Below are 17,967 nucleotides of genomic sequence, written 5' to 3'. Positions count from 1 at the left end.
GCGTCGAAGCTCTGCTCGGCGTTCTGGCTGTCGACCTTGCGGCCCTTGCGGAGGTCGGTGACGGCGGCCTCCAAGCGCTGGGCATCGGCGCCGGCCTGCTTGAGGATGCGGCCGGCCGCGCCGTCGCTGGCGGCGAGCGCGACCAGCAGGCGGTCCTGGGCGACGTATTCGTCGCCGGCGCGCTGGGCCTGCTGCTGCGCGGCGTCGAGCACGCGGACGATGTCCGGCGTGAATTGCGGCTGGCCGGCACCGCCGCCGGTGACTTTCGGCTGGCGGCTGACTTCGAGGTCGACGGCCTGCTTCGCGCGGGCGGGGTCGCCGCCGGCGGCGCGGATCAGGCCCGCGGCCGCGCCCTGATCATCGTCGAGCAGCGCCTTGAGCAGGTGCTCGGGCGTGACGCGCTGGTGGTACTCGCGGATGGCGATGGTCTGGGCGGCCTGGAGGAAGCCGCGGGACCGTTCGGTGAATTTCTCAATGTCCATCAGTCTTGTCCCTCATCGAGGCGACGGGTTCCACCGCCCCTCAAGAGGCGACGACGGCACCCAGTTCGCCACGGGATGTGGTAATTCGCCTTGCGCGTGGTCAAGAGGCGGGAGAATTTATTCCGATGCGGGTCGAACATATCTACCGGTACCCGGTGAAGGGCCTCACCGCCGAGGCGATGGAGGAGGTCACCCTCCGCGAGGGCGAGTGCCTGCCGCATGACCGCCGCTTCGCGCTCGCCCAGGGGGATGCACCCTTCGACCCGGCGGCGCCGAGCTGGATGCAGAAGCGGCATTTCGGCTGCCTGATGGCGAATGCCAGGCTGGCGCTGCTGCACACGGCCTTCGACCCACGCAGCGGGCAGTTGCTGATCCGGCCGCCGGAGGGGGCGGCCTTCATCGGCGATACCAGGAGCGAGGCGGGGCGGGCGGCGATCGCGGCTTTCCTGGCCGACTTCATGGGCGAGGAGGCGCGCGGGGTGCCGCGTTTCGTCGAGGCGCCGGGGCATAATTTCACCGATGTGGCGGCGAAATGCGTCTCCATCATCAGCCTTGCCAGCCTCGCCGCGCTGGAGGCGGCGGCGGGGATGCGGCTCGACCCGCTGCGGTTCCGGGCGAATGTCTATGTCTCGGGCGGCGTCCCCTGGGCGGATTTCGGCCTGGTGGGGCAGGAGATCCAGCTCGGCGGGGCGCGGCTGCGAGTGTTCAAGCGGATCGTGCGTTGCCCGGCGACGGAGGTGAACCCGGAGACGGCGGAGCGGGATGCGAAGCCGCCCAAGGTGCTGCGGGAGGCGTTCGGGCATGCCGATCTCGGCGTCTATGCCGAGGTGATCGAGGGCGGGCGGCTGGCGGTGGGCGATGCGCTGGAGCCGTTGCAGGGAGAGCTGCTGCACTGAGACTTCCCCGCGAAACCGCTTCGCGGTTTCGCGGAGGCCTCGGATGGCGCTCAACGTCCAACGCCCTGTACAGCCCTCCATGGCGAAGCTGCGGGGAAGCATCGGGCAGGGGCCGGGTTGGATAGGCGTTCAAGACTCCCCCGGAGGGCGGTGCCAGGGCTCAAGAATTGAAGCGGGCCCGCACCAAGGCGTTGATCTTGCTGGAGGCCGAGTGGGGAATTCAAGTTTTTAGGGATTTAGGCGCCCTGCGGCGAAGCGGCGGGCACGGCTCGGCTGTTGGCTTTTATTCCTATATACTTGGGCCTGCGCCGATGCAAGCGCGGAGGCCGGGCGTCAGCCGCGCCGGGCGGCCTCGATCGCCGCGACGTCGATCTTCCGCATGGTCATCATGGCTTCGAAGGCGCGCCTCGCCTCCTCGCCGCCGGCGGCGATCGCTTCGGTCAGGACGCGGGGGGTGATCTGCCAGGAGATGCCCCAGCGGTCCTTGCACCAGCCGCAGGCGCTCTCCTGGCCGCCATTGCCGACGATGGCGTTCCAGTAGCGGTCGGTCTCCTCCTGGTCGTCGGTGGCGATCTGGAAGGAGAAGGCCTCGCTGTGCCGGAAGGCGGGGCCGCCGTTCAGGCCGAGGCAGGGGATGCCGGCAACGGTGAACTCCACCGTCAACACATCGCCCTGCTTGCCGGCCGGGTAGTCGGCCGGGGCGCGGTGGACGGCGACAACCGCGCTGTCGGGGAAGGTCGCAGCGTAGAAGCAGGCGGCGGCCTCGGCATCCTTGTCGAACCAGAGGCAGATCGTGTTCTTCGGCATCGCTGACCCTCCTGCTGCAGCGCCGTTCCGGGTGCCAGGATAGCGTATTCGGTAAACCCGGAGAAATAGATGAGGGGTCCGGGGAGAATACCTTCTCCCCGGATTTTCTCTCAACGCGCCACGGGCGGGAGGTAGATCTCGCCGCCATTGCCGCGGAAGCGCTCCGACATCTCCTCCATGCCCTGCTGTGCGGCCTCGCGGACCTCCTGGCTGATCTTCATCGAGCAGAATTTCGGGCCGCACATGGAGCAGAAATGGGCGAGCTTGGCCCCTTCCGCCGGCAGGGTCTGGTCGTGGAAGCGCTCGGCCGTCTCCGGGTCGAGGCCGAGGTTGAACTGGTCGCGCCAGCGGAATTCGAAGCGGGCGCGGCTGAGGGCGTCGTCGCGGAGCTTGGCGGCGGGGTGGCCCTTGGCGAGGTCGGCGGCATGGGCGGCGATCTTGTAGGTGATGACGCCGGTCTTCACGTCGTCGCGGTCCGGCAGGCCGAGATGCTCCTTCGGCGTGACGTAGCAGAGCATGGCGCAGCCGAACCAGCCGATCATCGCGGCGCCGATGCCGCTGGTGATGTGGTCGTAGCCGGGGGCGATGTCGGTCGTGAGCGGGCCGAGGGTGTAGAAGGGGGCTTCGCCGCAGACCTCGAGCTGCTTGGTCATGTTGACCTGGATCTTGTGCATCGGCACGTGGCCGGGGCCCTCGATCATTACCTGCACGTCGCGAGCCCAGGCGAGCTTGGTGAGTTCGCCGAGGGTCTCCAGCTCGGCGAATTGGGCGGCGTCGTTGGCGTCGGCGATGGAGCCGGGGCGGAGACCGTCGCCGAGCGAGAAGCTGACGTCATAGGCCCGCATGATCTCGCAGATCTCGGCGAAATGCGTGTAGAGGAAATTCTCCTGATGATGCGCCAGGCACCACTTCGCCATGATGGAGCCGCCGCGGGAGACGATGCCCGTCACGCGCTTGGCCGTCAGCGGGATGTAGGCCAGGCGCACGCCGGCATGGATGGTGAAGTAGTCCACGCCCTGCTCGGCCTGCTCGATCAGCGTGTCGCGGAAGATCTCCCAGGTGAGGTCCTCCGCCTTGCCGCCGACCTTCTCCAGCGCCTGGTAGATGGGGACGGTGCCGATGGGGACGGGCGAGTTGCGGATGATCCATTCGCGGGTCGTGTGGATGTTGCGGCCCGTCGAGAGGTCCATCACCGTGTCGGCGCCCCAGCGGATGGCCCAGACGAGCTTGTCCACCTCCTGCGCGACGGAGGAGGCGACGGCGCTGTTGCCGATATTGGCGTTGATCTTCACCAGGAAATTACGGCCGATCGCCATCGGCTCCGATTCCGGGTGGTTGATGTTGGCGGGGATGATGGCGCGGCCGCGGGCGACCTCGTCGCGGACGAACTCCGCCGTGACGTAGTCGGGGATGGCGGCGCCGAAGCTTTCGCCGTCGCGCTCGGCGGCCTCGCGCAGCTTGGCGCGGCCGAGATTCTCGCGGATGGCAATGTATTCCATCTCCGGCGTGACGATGCCGGCGCGGGCATAGGCGAGCTGGGTGGGCGCCGCGCCCGCGCGGGCGCGGAGGGGCTGGCGGTTGGCGCGGTCGAAGACGGGGACGCGGCGGGCCTCGCCGGGCTTCAACCCGTCATCCTCGGGCTTGGGGTCGCGGCCGTCATAGGCCTCGACATCGCCGCGCGATTCGATCCAGCCGGCGCGGAGGGGGGGGAGGCCGCGGCGGATGTCGGTCGGGTGAAGCGGGTCGGTATAGGGGCCGGAGGTGTCGTAGACGCGGAGCGGCGGCTCGTTGGCCGAAGGGTCGAGCGCGATCTCGCGCATCGCCACGCGGATGTCGGGGTGGTGGGTGCCGGCGACGTGGATCTTGCGCGAGGCCGGCAGCGGGCCGGTGGTGACCTCGAGGGTCTCGGGCGGGAAGATATCGGGCATTCTTGGACCTCCTGAGTTGGAGATCCGGGTGGTGTGACGTGCGGGGGCGGGCATGGCCCTCGGGGGCGCTGCCCGCTTGTTCCGTTCCCTACGCCGGCATGACCCGGATCAGGTTCGAAGGGTCACGGCGGCAACGCCGTTCTCAGCCCCTGCTGGGGCCCCCCTTGGAACATCCGGTAGCCTGGGGCCGGCGCCCGAGGCTGTCAACGCGCCGATGTGGCGCGCTGCGTCAGAGCTGCTCGCGCTCGCGCATCCCGGGCTGGGCGGGCTGCTCGTCCTCGTCCTGGCCGTTGTCCATGGACTGGCCGTTCTGGTTGTAGGGCTGGCCGTTGGATTGGCCGTTCTGGGCATGGCCGTTGAACTCGGGCTGCTGGTCACCCTGGTTCTCGCCGCCCTCGCCGCTATCGGGGCCGTTCTGGTAGCGGCGGGGCTGCTGCTGCTGGCCGCCCTGCTGCTGCTGGACCTGATTCATGGCGTTGATGATGCGGAAATAATGCTCCGCGTGCTGGAAGTAGCTCTCGGCCATCACCCGGTCGCCCGAGCCGGTCGCATCGCGGCCGAGCTGGAGGTACTTCTCGAAGAGCTGCTGCGCGGTGCCGCGCAGGCGCATGTCGGGGCCGTTAGAGTCGAAGACGTGGTTCCGGCTCATCGGCTGGTGGGAGGCCTGGCGATATTGCCCGCCGCCACCGCCGCCGCCGCCTCCGCCGCCTCCACCATGCCGGTGGCTGCGGCCGCGAATCCGTTTCATGTTCATCGGTATTGCGTCTGCCGTCTCGCAGCTTGACCGCCCCGTCCCCGCCCGATTGTCGGGCCGGATCGGCAGTGGCGGTCGATGTGGTTCAAAGCGCCGCGGACGCCATGCTTGCCAGGGCTGCCCTACGGATTGGGGCCTGCGCAGCGTGGGACAAGCCCGCCGGCACGCGAAGGCCTGCCCTCAAGCTAGTCGCTGCCGGGCCCGGCGCCAAACTGTTTTTTTGCGGTGCCGCGCAAGATTGGGTCATTCCGTGGCCAGGACCAGGGCGCGGTCGATGCCGCCGAGGTCGGGGCGGCAGGCGATGGGGGTGAGGCCGGCGGCGCGGGCCAGGGCCTCGACGGCGGGGCGCTGGCCCTGGCCGAGTTCCAGCACGGCCCGGCCGCCGGGGGCGAGCAGGCCGGGGAGGATCGTGGCGAGGTGACGGTAGGCGGCGAGGCCGTCGGCGCCGCCATCGAGCGCGGAGGCGGGCTCGTGGCGGGCGACGTCGGGCATCAGGGCGGGGATCGCCGCGCTCTCGATATAGGGGGGGTTGGAGAGGATCAGGTCGAAGCGGGCGGCGAGCGGGGCGGCCCAGTCGGCGGCGAGGAAGCGGGCGCGAGGGGCGAGGCCGAGGCGGCTTGCGTTCTCCTGCGCCAGGGCGGCGGCGGCGGGGATGCGGTCGAGGCCGATGCCGGTCGCCTGCGGGTACTCGGAGAGGGTCGCCAGCAGCAGGCAGCCGGTGCCGGTGCCGAGGTCGAGCAGGCGGAGGGGGGCCGAGCGGTCGGGGAAGGCGTCGAGGGCGGCTTCGACCAGGCTCTCGGAATCGGGGCGGGGGATCAGGGTCGCGGCGGAGACGCGGAAGGGGAGCGACCAGAATTCGGCCTCGCCCAGCAGATGGGCGATGGGGGCGTGGTCGAGGCGGCGGCGGAGCAGGGTGGCGAAGCGGGCGGCGGCCTCGGGGGGGACGGGGGCGCGCGGGTCGCGCAGCAGGTCCTCCTCGCGGCAGGCGAGGCTGTGGGCGAGGAGGAGGCGGGCCTCCTGGCGGGGGGTCTCGATGGCGGCGGCGCGGAGGGCCTGGCCGGCGCGGCAGAGGAAGAAGCCGACCGTCCCGGCAGGATCGGCGCAGGCGGTCACTCGCCCTCGGCGGCGAGGCGGGCGGCCTCGTCCTCCTGGGTCAGGGCGTCGATGATCTCGTCAAAATCGCCGAGCATGACCTTATCGATCTTGTGGAGAGTCAGGCCGATGCGGTGGTCGGTCACCCGCCCCTGGGGGAAATTGTAGGTGCGGATGCGCTCGCTGCGGTCGCCGGTGCCGACCTGGGACTTGCGGTCGGCGGCGCGGCCTTCGCTGAGGCGGGCGCGCTGAGCCTCGTAGATGCGGGCGCGCAGCACCTTCATCGCCTTGGCGCGGTTCTTGTGCTGGCTGCGCTCCTCCTGCATCGCCACTACCGTGCCCGTCGGGATGTGGGTGATGCGGACGGCGCTGTCGGTCTTGTTGACATGCTGGCCGCCGGCGCCGCTCGCCCGGTAGGTGTCGATGCGGAGGTCGCTCTCGTTGATCTGGACGTCCACCTCCTCGGCTTCCGGCATGATGGCGACCGTCACCGTGGAGGTATGGATGCGGCCCTGCGTCTCGGTCGCGGGCACGCGCTGGACGCGGTGGACGCCGCTCTCGTACTTGAAGCGGGCGAAGACGCCGGTGCCGGCGATCTCGGCGGTGGCGCCCTTCACGCCGCCCAGCTCGCCCTCGTCGTATTCCAGGACCTCGAAGCGCCAGCGGCGGCTTTCGGCGTAGCGCTGGTAGGCGCGGAACAGCTCGGCGGCGAAGAGGGCGGCCTCGTCGCCGCCGGCGGCGGGGCGGATCTCGAGGATGGCGCTGCGCTCGTCGGCGCTGTCCTTGGGCAGGAGCATGAGGCGGACCTCGCGCTCCAGGCGGGGGACGGCCTCCTTCTGGGCGAGGTACTCGTCCTCGGCAAGTTCGCGCAGCTCGGGGTCGCCGAGCATGGCCTCGGCCTCGTCGCGGGCGCGGATGGCGGCGCGGAGGGCTTCGACCTTCTCGACCAGGGGTTCGAGTTCGGACAGTTCCTTGGAGAGGGCGCCGAACTGGCTGCCCTCGGCCGTCGAGAGGAGGTGGCGGACCTCCTCGGCGCGGGTCAGGACGCGGTCGAGCTTGTCGGAAATGCTCATGCGAGGCGGCCGGGGATCTCCGCCAGCGGGACCACCTGCTGCGTGCCGGCGTCGAGGTCGCGGAGCTGGGCGGTGCCATTCGCCAGCTCCTCCTCGCCGAGGATTACGGCGGCGCGGGCGGACTGGCGGTTGGCGCGCTCCATGCGGCGCTTCAGGTTTCCCTTGTAGGCGATCTCGGCGGGGATGCCGGCCTGGCGGAGGCTTTGCAGCAGGGCGAGCGCCGGGGCTTCAGCGGTGTCGCCGACGGGAATGACGGCGACGGGGCGGGGGGCGGCGGGGGTGAGGCCCATGGCCTCGATCAGCAGGGCCAGGCGGTCGACGCCGGCGGCCCAGCCGACGGAGGGGGTGGGCGGGCCGCCCATCTCCTCGACCAAACCGTTGTAGCGGCCGCCGCCCATCACCGTGCCCTGGGCGCCGAGGCGTTCGGTGACGAATTCGAAGGCGGTGTGGCTGTAGTAGTCGAGGCCGCGCACGATCCGCGGGTTGATGCGGAAGGGAACGGCGAAGGCCGCCAAATGGCGCTGGACCGCGTCGAAGAAGGCGGCAGCCTCGGGGGTAAGGTGGTCGAAGATGGTGGGTGCGTCGGCGATGATGGCGCGGTCGCCCTCGTCCTTGCTGTCGAGGATGCGCAGGGGGTTGCGCTCGAGGCGCATGCGGCTGTCGGCGGAGAGGCGGTCCTGGTGGGCGGTGAAGTAGGCGACGAGGGCGGCGCGGTAGGCGTCGCGGCTGGCGGCGTCGCCGAGGGTGTTGATCTCGAGAACCGTGCCCTCGGTGATGCCGAGCGCCTGCTGGATGTGCCAGCCGCAGGCGATGACCTCGGCATCGGCCAGCGGCTCGGCGGCGCCGAGCACCTCGATGCCGATCTGGGTGAACTGGCGGTAGCGGCCCTTCTGCGGGCGCTCGTAGCGGAACATCGGCCCCGCGTAGAAGACCTTGCGGGGCAGGTTCGCCTGGGTGAGGCCGTTGCTGACCAGGGCGCGGCAGACGCCGGCGGTGTTCTCGGGGCGCAGGGTGACGCTCTCGCCGCCGCGATCCTCGAAGCTGTACATCTCCTTCGAGACGACATCCGAGGTGTCGCCGAGGCCGCGGGCGAAGACGCGGGTATCCTCGAAGATGGGCGTCGCCCATTCCTCGAAGCCGTAGAGGGCCGCGATCTGGCGCGCGGTGTCGATGACGTGGTGGTGGCGGCGGAACTCCTCGCCGATCAGGTCACGGGTGCCGCGGGCGGGTTGCAGGGAGCTCATGGGATGCCGGATAGCCCTCCGTCCCGTTGAGGGCAAGCGACGCAACGGAACGGTGCCGGTTCTCAGGCGCTGTTACACCGCCCGTTTACGGGATCATACGGCCAAGGAGACGCAGGATGAGACAATGGCTCTGGTCGGCGGCGCTGATGCCCGCCCTGCTCATGGGCTGCGCGCAGACGCAGCAGGCGGCGGATACCACGGTCGCCGCGGCGAAGGCGCAGGTGAACCCGACCCTCTCCACCACCGATGCCGGCTTCATGACGACGGCGACCCGCGGCGGCATCGCCGAGGTGCAGATGGGCCGGCTCGCCCAGCAGCGCGGAAGCTCCCCGGCGGTGCGGCGCCTCGGTGAGCGGATGGTGGCGGACCATACCCAGATCAACCAGGAGATGCTGGCCCTCGCCCAGCAGAAGCAGATCACCCCGCCGGACAGCATGGGCGCGCATCACCAGGCGATGTATGACCGGCTGGCCGGGCTGCGCGGCCGGGCCTTCGACCGGGCCTTCGCCCAGGCGATGGTCGCGGACCACCAGGAGGATGTAACGGCTTTCCAGACCGAGGCGCGGGACGGGACTGATCCGGATGTGAAGGCCTTCGCCCAGCGCCACCTGCCGGTGCTGCAGGAGCATCTGCAGGCGGCGCAGCGGCTGGAGGGGACGCGGACGAGCGCGCGGGGCGCCACCCATAGCCACCGCTGAGGTGCCTCAGGGCCGCCTGCCGCTCAGCGCGGCAGGCGGTCTGCCAGGGTGATGGCGAGAAAGAGCACCAGCTCGGCCAGCAGCATCCAGGCGAGGCGGCGGAGGTCGCGGGGCGCGGCCTCCTCCCGCGGCTTCAGCCGGCCGAGCAGCAGGGCGGAGAAGCCGAGGCCGTTCACCGCTATTCGGCCGCGAGCGCGGCCTTCTCGGCGGCGTCCGCGGCCTTGATCGCCTCGACGCGGCGCTCCACCAGCTCGACCAGGTGGTCGACCATGGCGGCCTCGTCGATGGTGTGGTCGGTCTTGCCGGAGGCGTAGATCATGTGCCGGCCGGCACCGCCGCCGGTGAGGCCGATATCGGTCATCAGCGCCTCGCCGGGGCCGTTCACCACGCAGCCGATGATCGAGAGCGTCACCGGCGTCTCGATATGGGCCAGCCGCTCCTCCAGCGTCTCCACCGTCTTGATGACGTTGAAGCCCTGCCGGGCGCAGGAGGGGCAGGAGATGATCTTCACGCCGCGATGGCGCAGCCCCAGCGACTTCAGGATCTCCCAGCCGACATGGACCTCCTCCTCGGGCTCCGCCGAGAGGGAGACGCGGATGGTGTCGCCGATGCCGGCCCAGAGCAGGCTGCCGAGGCCGATGGCGCTCTTCACCGTGCCGGTGCGCTTGCCGCCCGCCTCGGTGATGCCGATGTGGAGCGGGTGGTCGCAGACCTCGGCGAGCTGCTGGTAGGCCGCCGCCGCGAGGAAGACGTCGGACGCCTTCACGCTGATCTTGAACTCGTGGAAGTCGTTGTCCTGCAGGTGGGCGGCGTGCCAGAGGGCGCTCTCGACCAGGGCCTCCGGGTTGGGCTCGCCGTATTTGTCGAGCAGGTGCTTCTCCAGGCTGCCGGCGTTGACGCCGATGCGGATGGAGCAGCCGTGGTCGCGGGCGGCCTTCACCACCTCTTTCACCCGGTCGGCGCTGCCGATGTTTCCTGGGTTGATGCGGAGGCAGGCAGCGCCGGCCTTCGCCGCCTCGATGGCGCGGCGGTAGTGGAAGTGGATGTCGGCGACGATCGGGACATTCACCTCGCGCACGATCTCATGCAGCGCAGCGGTGCTCTCCGGCGTCGGGCAGGAGACGCGGACGATGTCGACGCCCGCCACCTCGGCCCGGCGGATCTGGGCGATGGTCGCCGCGGCATCCTCGGTTGGGGTGTTGGTCATGGTCTGGACGGTGATCGGGGCGTCGCCGCCGACCGGCACCTTGCCCACCATGATCTGGCGCGACTTGCGCCGGGTGATCATCTGGTACGGGCGATAGCTCATGCGGTGAAAATCCCGTTTGGGTCCTGGCGGGCAATATGGCAGCGCGGGCACGGATGCCCAAGCCGCCTGGCGGATCATTGCGCGGGGCGAGGCGCCGGCGCGGGAGTGGCGGCCTGGAGCGGCTGGCCGGATTTCAGCCGGTCCGGCTCCAGCAGCAGGTCGCGGCGAACGGACTGGGCGCCGCCCAGGGCGGGGACGGGCTGGCCATCCACCAAGATGTCGAGGCCGCCGGCATTGCCGGTGGTGAAGAGCAGGCCGTCGCGTGGCGGCACCGTATAGGTCTCGCCGGGGCGGAGGACGCGGTTGAGGATGACCGTGCCGGTGGCGCGGTCGCGGAGCTGAATCCAGGCATCGGCCTTGGCGCGGAGGACGATACGGCCTTCCGGCGTGGCGGCCGCAGGCGGCGGCGCGGGGGGCGGCGGGGCGGCCTGGGCGTTCAGCGGCGAGGCGGCGGGGGGCGCGGCCAGCGAAGGCGGCGGGGCGGCGAGGTCGGGAGCCGGGGCGGGCGGCGGCTCTGGCCGGGCGGCCCGCTCGATGCGGGCCGGAACGGGAGGGACGGCATCGACCGTGCGGTTGCCGCTGCCGGACCATTGATACCAGCCGATATAGGCGCCGACCGCGAGCACCGCGCCGACCAGGATCACGGCGCCGGCGGGCAGGCCGCGCTCCGGCACCGGCTCGGGGAAGACAAGGTCCGTCTTGCGCTGCACTGCCGGGCCGCTGGCCTCGCGGAAGCGGCGGACGACCTCATCCTCGTCGAGGCCGAGGGCGCGGGCATAGGTGCGGACGAAGCCGACGGCATAGGCGGGGGCCGGCAGGTCGCGCACCCTACCCTCCTCCAGCGCCACCAGATAGGGACGGCGGATGCGGAGCGAGGCGGCGATGTCCTCGATGGAGAAGCCGAGGGCGAAGCGGGCGTCGCGCAGCTCCTCTCCGAGGCGGGCGGCCTCGCCGGCAGAGGGTTCGGGGCGGAAGGGGCGTTTCATGTCGTCCAACACGTTTCCGGGATGTAGACCCTGGTCGGCCTTGCGGCAAACCGAATCGCATCCCCGGTTGTACGCGTCACCCGCCCGTCACCCGTTGCGGCTCAGGCTCCGCGGCGAGCCAGGGCGGCGGCGGCCTGGCCGATCAGCTCGGCGATGATCTCCGCCGCCGGGGCCTCGCGGTCCACCATGCCGACGGACTGGCCGGCCATCAGGCTGCCGTTCTCCACATCGCCGTCCACCACGGCGCGGCGGAGGGCGCCGGCCCAGAAATGCTCGATCTCGAGCTGGGCGGCTTCCTTCGACAGCTCACCGGCCTGGAATTTGGCCAGCATCTCGGCCTGATGGGCCATGAAGCGCTTGGTGCCGGCATTGGTCAGCGCGCGGACCGGGATGACGGGGAAGCGCTCGTCGATCTGGAGTGTCGGCACGGCGTCGCGGGCGGCGCCGCGGATGAAGGCGCGCTTGAACAGCGGATGGGCGACGCATTCCGTCGCGCAGACGAAGCGGGTGCCGAGCTGAGCGCCGGCGGCGCCCATTTCCAGGTAGGAGAGCATGGCCTCGCCGCGGCCGATGCCCCCCGCCACGAAGATCGGCACCTGCTCGGCCATGGCGGGGAGGATCTCCTGCGCCAGCACGTTGAGGGAGACGGGGCCGATATGGCCGCCGGCCTCGGAGCCCTCGATGACCAGGGCATCGGCGCCGGAGCGGACGAGCTTCTTGGCGAGCGCGAGCGCCGGGGCGAAGCAGACGACCTTGGCGCCGCCCTCCTTCGCCCGCTTGATGGCCGAGCCGGGCGGGATGCCGCCGGCGAAGACGATGTGGCCGACCTTCGCCTCGAGGCAGGTCTCGACCAGCGCGTCGAGGCGCGGGTGCATGGTGATGAGGTTGACGCCGAAGGGGCGGCGCGTGAGGGCCTGGGTGCCCGCGATCTCCTGGGCCAGCCGGTCGGGCTCCATCGCGCCGCAGGCGATGACGCCGAAGGCGCCGGCATTGGAGAGGGCGGCGACGAGGTTGCGCTCGCTGACCCAGGACATGGCGCCGCCGAGGATGGCGTAGCGGCTGCCGAGGAAGGCGGCGCCGCGCTCCATCAGCCGGTCGAGGGCGGCCATGCCGGGGGCGGCGGTGGGGGTGATGCCGTCCATCAGCCGGGGCCGTCCAGGCCGTAGGCGGTGTGGAGGGCGCGGACGGCGAGCTCGGTGTAGTCGGCGCCGACCAGGACGCTCACCTTGATCTCGCTGGTGGAGATGACCTGGATGTTGATGCCCTTCTCGGCCAGGGCCCCAAACATGGTGTTGGCGACGCCCGCATGGCTGCGCATGCCGACGCCGACGACGCTGATCTTGGCGACGTCGGGGTCGGCGACGAGGCTCTCGAAGCCCATCTCGGCGCGGGCCTTCTCCAGCACGTCCTGGGCGCGGGCGAGGTCGGCCTTGCCAACGGTGAAGGTCATGTCCGTGGTGCCGTCGGCGCCGATGTTCTGGACGATCATGTCCACGTTGACATTCGCCTTCGCCAGGGTGCCGAAGACATTGGCGGCGACGCCCGGCCGGTCCGGCACGCGGCGGAGCGTCACCTTGGCGTCGTCACGGGAATAGGCGATGCCGCTCACGACCGGCTGTTCCACGATCTCGTCCTCATCCACCACCAGGGAACCTGGCTTGTCCTCGAAACTGGATAGCACCTGCACCCGCACGCGCTGCTTCATGGCGAGCTCGACCGAGCGGGTCTGCAGCACCTTGGCACCCACCGAGGCGAGTTCCAGCATTTCCTCGTAGCTGATTTGCTCCAGCTTGCGGGCGCGGGGGACGATGCGGGGGTCGGTGGTGTAGATGCCGTCGACATCGGTGTAGATGTCGCAACGGTCGGCCTTCACCGCGGCGGCGATGGCGACGGCCGAGAGGTCGGAGCCGCCGCGGCCGAGCGTCGTGATGCGGTTGCGGACGGGCTCGAGGCCCTGGAAGCCGGCGATGACGGGGACCTGGCCGGATTGCATCCGCTCGATCAGGAGGGTGCCATCGATGCTCTCGACGCGGGCCTTGCCATGGGCGGCATCGGTGATGATGGGCACCTGCCAGCCCTGCCAGGAGCGGGCATCGACGCCGATGGTCTGCAGGGCGATGGACAGCAGGCCAATGGTCACCTGCTCGCCGGTGGCGACGACCGTGTCGTACTCGCGGGCGTCATGGAGCGGCGAGAGCTCCTGGCACCATTTGACCAGCTGGTTCGTCACGCCGGACATGGCGGAGACCACCACGGCGACCTCGTTGCCCGCCTCCACCTCGCGCTGGACGCGGCGGGCGACGTTGCGGATACGGTCGAGATCGGCGACGGAGGTGCCGCCGAACTTCATCACGATGCGGGCCATGGCGGGGCGTCTGGGTCCGAAATTAGGCCGCGGCGGCGGTTGCGACCGCGCGAAAGGCGGCACAGATACCGATCCGGCCCGCGGGCCGCAACCGGAAGAGGAGCGCGCATGCCGGGACCCGGAACCGCAATCGGCGCGGAGATCGCCAAATTCGACCGGCTGGCGGCGGAATGGTGGGACCCGAAGGGGCCGATGGCGCCGCTGCACGCGATGAATCCGGCGCGGATGGGCTGGATCATCCAGCGGCTTGGCGGAAAGCTCGACGGGCTGCGGGTGCTGGATGTCGGCTGCGGGGCCGGGCTGGCGAGCGAGGCACTGGCGCGGGCCGGGGCGCGGGTGACGGGGCTCGATGCCGCGGCCTCGGCGCTCGGGGCCGCGCGGGCGCATGCGGCGAGCCAGGGTCTCGATATCGACTACCGGGAGGGGATGCCGGAGGCGCTGGAGACGGACGGCTTCGATGCCGTCATAGCCCTCGAGGTGATCGAGCATGTGGCGGACCGGGTGGAGTTCTGCCGGCAGCTGGCGCGGCTGGTGAAGCCGGGCGGGCCGGTCTTCCTCTCGACGCTGAACCGGACGCCGCGCTCCTTCCTGATGGCGAAGCTCGGGGCGGAGTACCTGCTGCGGCTGCTGCCGGTGGGTACGCATGACTGGCGGATGTTCGTCCGGCCGGCGGAGCTGGGGGCGGACCTCAGGGCGGCGGGGCTGCGCGTCGCCGACATCGCCGGGCTGAGCATGGGCGCGGGCGGCGGCTGGCGGGTCAGCCGCGATGTCGGCGTCAACTACATCGTCATGGCCCGATAGGGGCTAGTCGGCCAGCGGCACCCAGGGGATGCGGGCGACCTCGATGCCTTCGTCGCGCAGCGCCTCGGCATCGGCATCGGAGGCCTCGCCGTAGATGGCGGTGCGCTCGCTCTCGCCGCGGTGGATCTTACGGGCCTCCTCGGCGAAGTCGCGGCCGACATAATCGGCGCTCTTCTCGACCTCGGCGCGGATGCGCTGGAGGAAGGCGACCATTTGCGCCGGGATGGGCGGCGGCGGCGGGGCCGCAGGGGCCGCGGCGACGGGGGCCGGGGGCTGGGCCGGGGCCTCCTTCGCGCGGGTGCGGCCCTTCTTCGGGATGGCCGGGGCCATCAGCCGCTTGCTGACATCCTTCGAGCCGCAGACCGGGCATTCGACGAAACCGGCCTTCGACTGGGCGGCGAAGGCCTCGCTGTCCTTGAACCAGCTGTCGAAGTCGTGCCCGGCGCCGCAGCGCAGATCGTAGTGGATCATTCCCCGCTCATCCCTGGGCCCACCTGCGGGCCGCAACCGATCCGCAATATAGCCTGGCAGTCGAGCAATTCGAGTGCCAGACCCTTGCGCCGGCGGAATTCAGGCGGCGAGCAGCGGGTCCAGCCTGCCGGCGCGCTCGAGGGCGGTGAGGTCGTCGGAGCCGCCGATCGCCTGCCCGTCGATGAAGATCTGCGGCACGGTGGTGCGGCCGCCGGAGCGGGAAATGGCGTCCTTCCGCGCCTGGGAGCCGGTGGGGGCGTCGATCTCCTCGAACGACACGCCCTTCCGGCCGAGCAGCGCCTTGGCGCGCTCGCAATAGGGGCAGAACGGGATGGTGTAGATTTCGACCTTGGGCATGCCATGGAGCTTGGCACCCGGCCCATCCGGATCAAGGGCCGGGGAGGATCGCGAGGCTGAGCAGGACTGCCGCCGGGGCGAAGACCAGGGCGAGGGCCAGGGCGAAATGGCGGAGTGCGTTGTCCTCCTCCATGCTGCGGCTGGATTGAGTCGGGGCCGGGCCGGGCGGCTCGGACGGTGGCGGCGGCGGGGTGCGGCGGCTGAGGATGGGCTCGGCCGGCGGGGGCGGGATGGTGAAGGGATCGGGGTCGGGCGTTCCGGGCATCTTGCCGCATCCTTCCGTATTGGGGGACGCGGGCAGGATGCCGGATTTGCATTAAGCGGCGGTTAGCGCCGAATCGGACCGGGGATCGGGGACGCGGGCAGCGGCGAGGATGTCGACCGCGGCGGCGCCGCCATCGAGCAGGATGCGGGCGCAGGCCTCGGCGGTGGCGCCGGAGGTGAGGATGTCATCCACCAGCAGCACCCGGCGGCCGGCGATGCGCGGGCCGGCGCGGAAGCCGAGGGCGAAGGCGCCGCGCAGGACCTCCTCGCGCTCGTCGGCGCCCAGCTCGCCCAAGGGGATGGTGCGGCGGATGCGGCGGAGCAGGCGCGGCGCATAGGGCTTGCGGGCGCGGCGGGCGAGGCGGGCGGCGAGCAGCCCGGCCTGGTTGTAGCGGCGGGCGAATTGGCGGCGCCAATGCAGGGGCACGGGGGCGATGAGGTCGGCGCGGGCCAGCAGGGAGGCGCCGGCGGCGGCCATCTGGCGGGCAAGGAAGCCGGCCAGCTCGGTGCGGTCGGCATATTTGAAGGGCAGCAGCAGGCGCTGGGCGGCATCGTCGTAGCGCAGGGCGGCGCGGGCGGCGGAGAAGGCGGGGGGCTGCATCTCGCAGGTGAGGCAGAACGGGGCGGGCTTGGCGAGCGGCACGCCGCAATGCGGGCAGAGGGGCTCGGCCAGGAAGGCGAGGCCGCCATGGCAGGCCTCGCAGAGCGTGCCCTGCTCGCCGACCTCTGCCTCGCAGGTGAGGCAGTGGGGTGGGAGCACGGCATCCAGGAGGCGGATGCCGAGGCGGGCGAGGATGCTCACATCTGGCCGAAGCGGGCGTCGCCGTCGCGGGCGACCTCGTGGACCAGGTCGATCTCCCAGGAGAGGTATTCGTGCATGGCCGCCTCGACGCCCTCGTTGCGGTCATAGGGGCGGAGATAGGTGTCGAGGCAGTCGGCATCCTCCGGGGTGCGGCGGTTGGCCGCGAGGGGGAGGCCGGCCTCGCGCCAGGCGGCGAGGCCGCCGGACAGCAGGCGCACCGGGGCAGAGGTCAGGGCCTGGAGTTCGGGGATGGCGAGGCGGGCGGTGGCCTCGTCGGGCGCCGTCACCACGACCGGGCGGCCGGCGGTGAGGCGGCGGGCAAGCGCGGCGAGGCGGGTGCGGATGCCCCAGAGCGCGCCGGGGATATGCGCCTCACGGAAGTCGATGGAGCGGGAGAGCTGGACGACCTGGGCGCCGCCTTCGGCGAGCAGCGCGGAGAGCTCGGCGGGGGTGACGGTCTCGGCCTCGATGGCATCGGCCTCGGGGCAGGCGGGGCGCCAGAGGCCGGTTTCCAGCGGGCCGCTGAGGCCGTCTTCCAGCACATGGACCTCCCACTGGCCGAGCTGGCGGAGCCAGCCGCCGGCCATGCGGGCGCGGACGCCGGTGTCGTCCACCAGCACGACGCGGGCGCCGCGGACGGCGACCCACTGGTCGGTCGCCTGGACCAACTGGCCGCCGGGGGCGCTGCGGCTGCCGGCGAGGTGGCCGGCGGCGTATTCGGCCGGGTCGCGGACGTCGAGGAGGTAGGTGGTGCGGCTCGCATCCGCCATGAGGGCGGGAAGGTCGGCCCGGCGGAGGGTCTTCACCCCGGCCCGCCCGGCGAAGGCGGTGGCGCGGGCGAGGGCTTCCGGCAGGCTTTCGGGCGTACCGGGGCGGTAGGTGTCGGTGCGGCCGGTCTCGCAGGCGAAGCCGGCCAGCTCCCAGCCCATGGTGCCGTTGCGCAGCGCCACGATCTTGTTGGGCAGGCCGGCGCTGCGGAGGCTCTCGGCGCCCATGATGCTGCGGGTGCGGCCGGCGCAGTTCACCACGATGGTCGTCTGCGGGTCGGGGGCGATGTCGCCGATGCGGTAGACCAGCTCGCCGCCCGGCACGTCGATGGCGCCGGGGATGGACATGCGGCGGAACTCGTCCATCGGTCGGCTGTCGAGGATGACCATGCGCTCGCCCGAGGCGCGCATCGCCTGCAGCTCGGCCGGGTCGATGGAGGGGGTGTGGTAGTGGTGCTCCACCCATTCGCCGAAGGCCTTGGAGGGCACGTTGACGCCGGAGAAGAGGACGTAGCCGGCGGCTTCCCAGGCGGGGGTGCCGCCTTCCATGACCGAGACGTCGGTGCAGCCGATGCCCTCCAGATAGGTGGCGAGGCGCTCGGCGAGGCCGCCTTCGCCGCCATCGACGCAGGCGATGCGGGTGGCGAGGCGGGGCAGGATGGCCCGCGCCCGCAGCTCGGCGCGGGAGAGGCCGCAGGGATTGGCCCAGAACAGGTGGGAGCGGCCGAACTCGCCATCCTCGCGGGCATCGAGGATGGCGAGCTCCTGCCCGTCGCCGATCCAGGATTTGAGGGTGGCGGGGGTGATCCTCTGCATCTGTCGCGTCCTCGGTCTTGCGGCGGAGGGTATGTCGCAGGGGCATGGACAGCAA

At 71.2% G+C, this 17,967-nt stretch carries 20 protein-coding genes and 1 riboswitch; of the genes, 3 read left to right on the top strand and 17 right to left on the bottom strand.

All coding sequences use genetic code 11. From position 1 onward, the window contains the following. A partial coding sequence (locus EP26_RS17195) for a Clp protease N-terminal domain-containing protein (protein ID WP_281177098.1) occupies positions 1-482 on the bottom strand: 482 nt, incomplete at its 3' end. Positions 483-607: 125 nt separating this feature from the next. On the opposite strand from EP26_RS17195, the gene EP26_RS17190 reads away from it, so the two are divergent. Further along, entirely contained in the window at positions 608-1,378 is a 771-nt protein-coding gene (locus EP26_RS17190; RefSeq protein ID WP_043340302.1) for an MOSC domain-containing protein, read from the top strand. Positions 1,379-1,711: 333 nt separating this feature from the next. On the opposite strand, the gene EP26_RS17185 is transcribed toward EP26_RS17190, so the two are convergent. From EP26_RS17185 to hisS, 6 genes are all read right to left on the bottom strand, one after another. Continuing rightward, positions 1,712-2,185: a VOC family protein gene (locus tag EP26_RS17185; protein ID WP_043340300.1), complete on the bottom strand. Its 474-nt coding sequence runs from the start codon at positions 2,183-2,185 to the stop codon at positions 1,712-1,714. A gap of 110 nt (positions 2,186-2,295) precedes the next feature. Then, entirely contained in the window at positions 2,296-4,113 is a 1,818-nt protein-coding gene (thiC, locus tag EP26_RS17180; RefSeq protein ID WP_043340299.1) for a phosphomethylpyrimidine synthase ThiC, read from the bottom strand. A gap of 67 nt (positions 4,114-4,180) precedes the next feature. Continuing rightward, positions 4,181-4,288, bottom strand: a riboswitch (TPP riboswitch). 54 nt (positions 4,289-4,342) lie between these two features. After that, positions 4,343-4,867 (bottom strand): DUF4167 domain-containing protein, encoded by a 525-nt coding sequence (locus EP26_RS17175; protein ID WP_084112620.1) that lies wholly within the window; start codon positions 4,865-4,867, stop codon positions 4,343-4,345. Positions 4,868-5,110: 243 nt separating this feature from the next. Next, the gene (gene prmC, locus EP26_RS17170; protein ID WP_043340297.1) at positions 5,111-5,980 is read right to left on the bottom strand and encodes a peptide chain release factor N(5)-glutamine methyltransferase; all 870 of its coding nucleotides are present in this window, start codon (positions 5,978-5,980) and stop codon (positions 5,111-5,113) included. Next, positions 5,977-7,032, bottom strand: coding sequence for a peptide chain release factor 1 (gene prfA / locus EP26_RS17165; protein WP_043340295.1), 1,056 nt, complete (start codon positions 7,030-7,032; stop codon positions 5,977-5,979). Before prfA ends, prmC begins: the two co-directional genes overlap by 4 nt. Beyond that, positions 7,029-8,276 (bottom strand): histidine--tRNA ligase, encoded by a 1,248-nt coding sequence (gene hisS / locus EP26_RS17160; protein WP_043340294.1) that lies wholly within the window; start codon positions 8,274-8,276, stop codon positions 7,029-7,031. The genes prfA and hisS overlap by 4 nt, the downstream gene beginning before the upstream one ends. Before the next feature lie 116 nt (positions 8,277-8,392). On the opposite strand from hisS, the gene EP26_RS17155 reads away from it, so the two are divergent. Next, positions 8,393-8,974, top strand: coding sequence for a DUF4142 domain-containing protein (locus EP26_RS17155; protein WP_052389306.1), 582 nt, complete (start codon positions 8,393-8,395; stop codon positions 8,972-8,974). A 23-nt stretch (positions 8,975-8,997) separates the two neighbouring features. Here EP26_RS17155 and EP26_RS34945 read toward each other — a convergent pair whose 3' ends face one another. From EP26_RS34945 to EP26_RS17135, 5 genes are all read right to left on the bottom strand, one after another. Continuing rightward, positions 8,998-9,150 carry a hypothetical protein gene (locus EP26_RS34945; protein ID WP_157033596.1) on the bottom strand — a complete coding sequence of 51 codons (153 nt, stop codon included), beginning with the start codon at positions 9,148-9,150 and terminating at the stop codon, positions 8,998-9,000. Between the two features lie 2 nt (positions 9,151-9,152). Further along, positions 9,153-10,283, bottom strand: a complete 1,131-nt coding sequence (gene ispG, locus EP26_RS17150; RefSeq protein ID WP_043340293.1) for a flavodoxin-dependent (E)-4-hydroxy-3-methylbut-2-enyl-diphosphate synthase — start codon at positions 10,281-10,283, stop codon at positions 9,153-9,155. Positions 10,284-10,357: 74 nt separating this feature from the next. Further along, entirely contained in the window at positions 10,358-11,269 is a 912-nt protein-coding gene (locus EP26_RS17145) for a helix-turn-helix domain-containing protein (RefSeq protein WP_245624435.1), read from the bottom strand. A gap of 101 nt (positions 11,270-11,370) precedes the next feature. Further along, the gene (locus EP26_RS17140; RefSeq protein ID WP_052389304.1) at positions 11,371-12,411 is read right to left on the bottom strand and encodes an NAD(P)H-dependent flavin oxidoreductase; all 1,041 of its coding nucleotides are present in this window, start codon (positions 12,409-12,411) and stop codon (positions 11,371-11,373) included. Beyond that, positions 12,411-13,634 carry an aspartate kinase gene (locus EP26_RS17135; RefSeq protein ID WP_043340291.1) on the bottom strand — a complete coding sequence of 408 codons (1,224 nt, stop codon included), beginning with the start codon at positions 13,632-13,634 and terminating at the stop codon, positions 12,411-12,413. The genes EP26_RS17140 and EP26_RS17135 overlap by 1 nt, the downstream gene beginning before the upstream one ends. Positions 13,635-13,742: 108 nt before the next feature. Between EP26_RS17135 and ubiG the strand changes: the two genes are divergently transcribed. Beyond that, on the top strand, positions 13,743-14,435 hold the full coding sequence (gene ubiG / locus EP26_RS17130) for a bifunctional 2-polyprenyl-6-hydroxyphenol methylase/3-demethylubiquinol 3-O-methyltransferase UbiG (protein ID WP_043340289.1): 693 nt from the start codon (positions 13,743-13,745) through the stop codon (positions 14,433-14,435). 3 nt (positions 14,436-14,438) lie between these two features. Here ubiG and EP26_RS17125 read toward each other — a convergent pair whose 3' ends face one another. From EP26_RS17125 to EP26_RS17105, 5 genes are all read right to left on the bottom strand, one after another. Next, positions 14,439-14,906 carry a DUF1178 family protein gene (locus EP26_RS17125; RefSeq protein WP_043340288.1) on the bottom strand — a complete coding sequence of 156 codons (468 nt, stop codon included), beginning with the start codon at positions 14,904-14,906 and terminating at the stop codon, positions 14,439-14,441. A gap of 99 nt (positions 14,907-15,005) precedes the next feature. Beyond that, positions 15,006-15,263 carry a glutaredoxin 3 gene (grxC, locus tag EP26_RS17120; protein WP_043340287.1) on the bottom strand — a complete coding sequence of 86 codons (258 nt, stop codon included), beginning with the start codon at positions 15,261-15,263 and terminating at the stop codon, positions 15,006-15,008. Positions 15,264-15,294: 31 nt separating this feature from the next. Beyond that, a complete protein-coding gene (locus EP26_RS17115; protein ID WP_043340286.1) occupies positions 15,295-15,528 on the bottom strand; it encodes a hypothetical protein in 234 nt (77 codons plus the stop codon). A 51-nt stretch (positions 15,529-15,579) separates the two neighbouring features. After that, positions 15,580-16,329 (bottom strand): ComF family protein, encoded by a 750-nt coding sequence (locus tag EP26_RS17110; RefSeq protein ID WP_084112619.1) that lies wholly within the window; start codon positions 16,327-16,329, stop codon positions 15,580-15,582. Further along, positions 16,326-17,912 carry a rhodanese-like domain-containing protein gene (locus EP26_RS17105; protein WP_043340284.1) on the bottom strand — a complete coding sequence of 529 codons (1,587 nt, stop codon included), beginning with the start codon at positions 17,910-17,912 and terminating at the stop codon, positions 16,326-16,328. Before EP26_RS17105 ends, EP26_RS17110 begins: the two co-directional genes overlap by 4 nt. Between the last annotated feature and the right edge of the window lie 55 nt (positions 17,913-17,967).

The organism is Belnapia moabensis DSM 16746, assembly GCF_000745835.1.
Taxonomy (GTDB): domain Bacteria; phylum Pseudomonadota; class Alphaproteobacteria; order Acetobacterales; family Acetobacteraceae; genus Belnapia; species Belnapia moabensis.
The sequence above is the reverse complement of the archived record's forward strand: the minus strand, read 5'-3'. Positions and strand labels throughout refer to the sequence as shown.

Excerpts from the sequence above, each read along its gene's own strand:
- EP26_RS17105 (WP_043340284.1), bottom strand. The coding sequence starts at position 17,912 with ATGCAGAGGATCACCCCCGCCACCCTCAAATCCTGGATCGGCGACGGG.
- EP26_RS17175 (WP_084112620.1), bottom strand. The coding sequence starts at position 4,867 with ATGAACATGAAACGGATTCGCGGCCGCAGCCACCGGCATGGTGGAGGC.
- thiC (WP_043340299.1), bottom strand. The coding sequence starts at position 4,113 with ATGCCCGATATCTTCCCGCCCGAGACCCTCGAGGTCACCACCGGCCCG.
- hisS (WP_043340294.1), bottom strand. The coding sequence starts at position 8,276 with ATGAGCTCCCTGCAACCCGCCCGCGGCACCCGTGACCTGATCGGCGAG.
- EP26_RS17155 (WP_052389306.1), top strand. The coding sequence starts at position 8,393 with ATGAGACAATGGCTCTGGTCGGCGGCGCTGATGCCCGCCCTGCTCATG.
- EP26_RS17190 (WP_043340302.1), top strand. The coding sequence starts at position 608 with ATGCGGGTCGAACATATCTACCGGTACCCGGTGAAGGGCCTCACCGCC.
- ispG (WP_043340293.1), bottom strand. The coding sequence starts at position 10,283 with ATGAGCTATCGCCCGTACCAGATGATCACCCGGCGCAAGTCGCGCCAG.
- ubiG (WP_043340289.1), top strand. The coding sequence starts at position 13,743 with ATGCCGGGACCCGGAACCGCAATCGGCGCGGAGATCGCCAAATTCGAC.
- prfA (WP_043340295.1), bottom strand. The coding sequence starts at position 7,032 with ATGAGCATTTCCGACAAGCTCGACCGCGTCCTGACCCGCGCCGAGGAG.
- EP26_RS17125 (WP_043340288.1), bottom strand. The coding sequence starts at position 14,906 with ATGATCCACTACGATCTGCGCTGCGGCGCCGGGCACGACTTCGACAGC.
- EP26_RS17185 (WP_043340300.1), bottom strand. The coding sequence starts at position 2,185 with ATGCCGAAGAACACGATCTGCCTCTGGTTCGACAAGGATGCCGAGGCC.
- EP26_RS17145 (WP_245624435.1), bottom strand. The coding sequence starts at position 11,269 with ATGAAACGCCCCTTCCGCCCCGAACCCTCTGCCGGCGAGGCCGCCCGC.
- EP26_RS17135 (WP_043340291.1), bottom strand. The coding sequence starts at position 13,634 with ATGGCCCGCATCGTGATGAAGTTCGGCGGCACCTCCGTCGCCGATCTC.
- EP26_RS17140 (WP_052389304.1), bottom strand. The coding sequence starts at position 12,411 with ATGGACGGCATCACCCCCACCGCCGCCCCCGGCATGGCCGCCCTCGAC.
- grxC (WP_043340287.1), bottom strand. The coding sequence starts at position 15,263 with ATGCCCAAGGTCGAAATCTACACCATCCCGTTCTGCCCCTATTGCGAG.
- EP26_RS17115 (WP_043340286.1), bottom strand. The coding sequence starts at position 15,528 with ATGCCCGGAACGCCCGACCCCGATCCCTTCACCATCCCGCCCCCGCCG.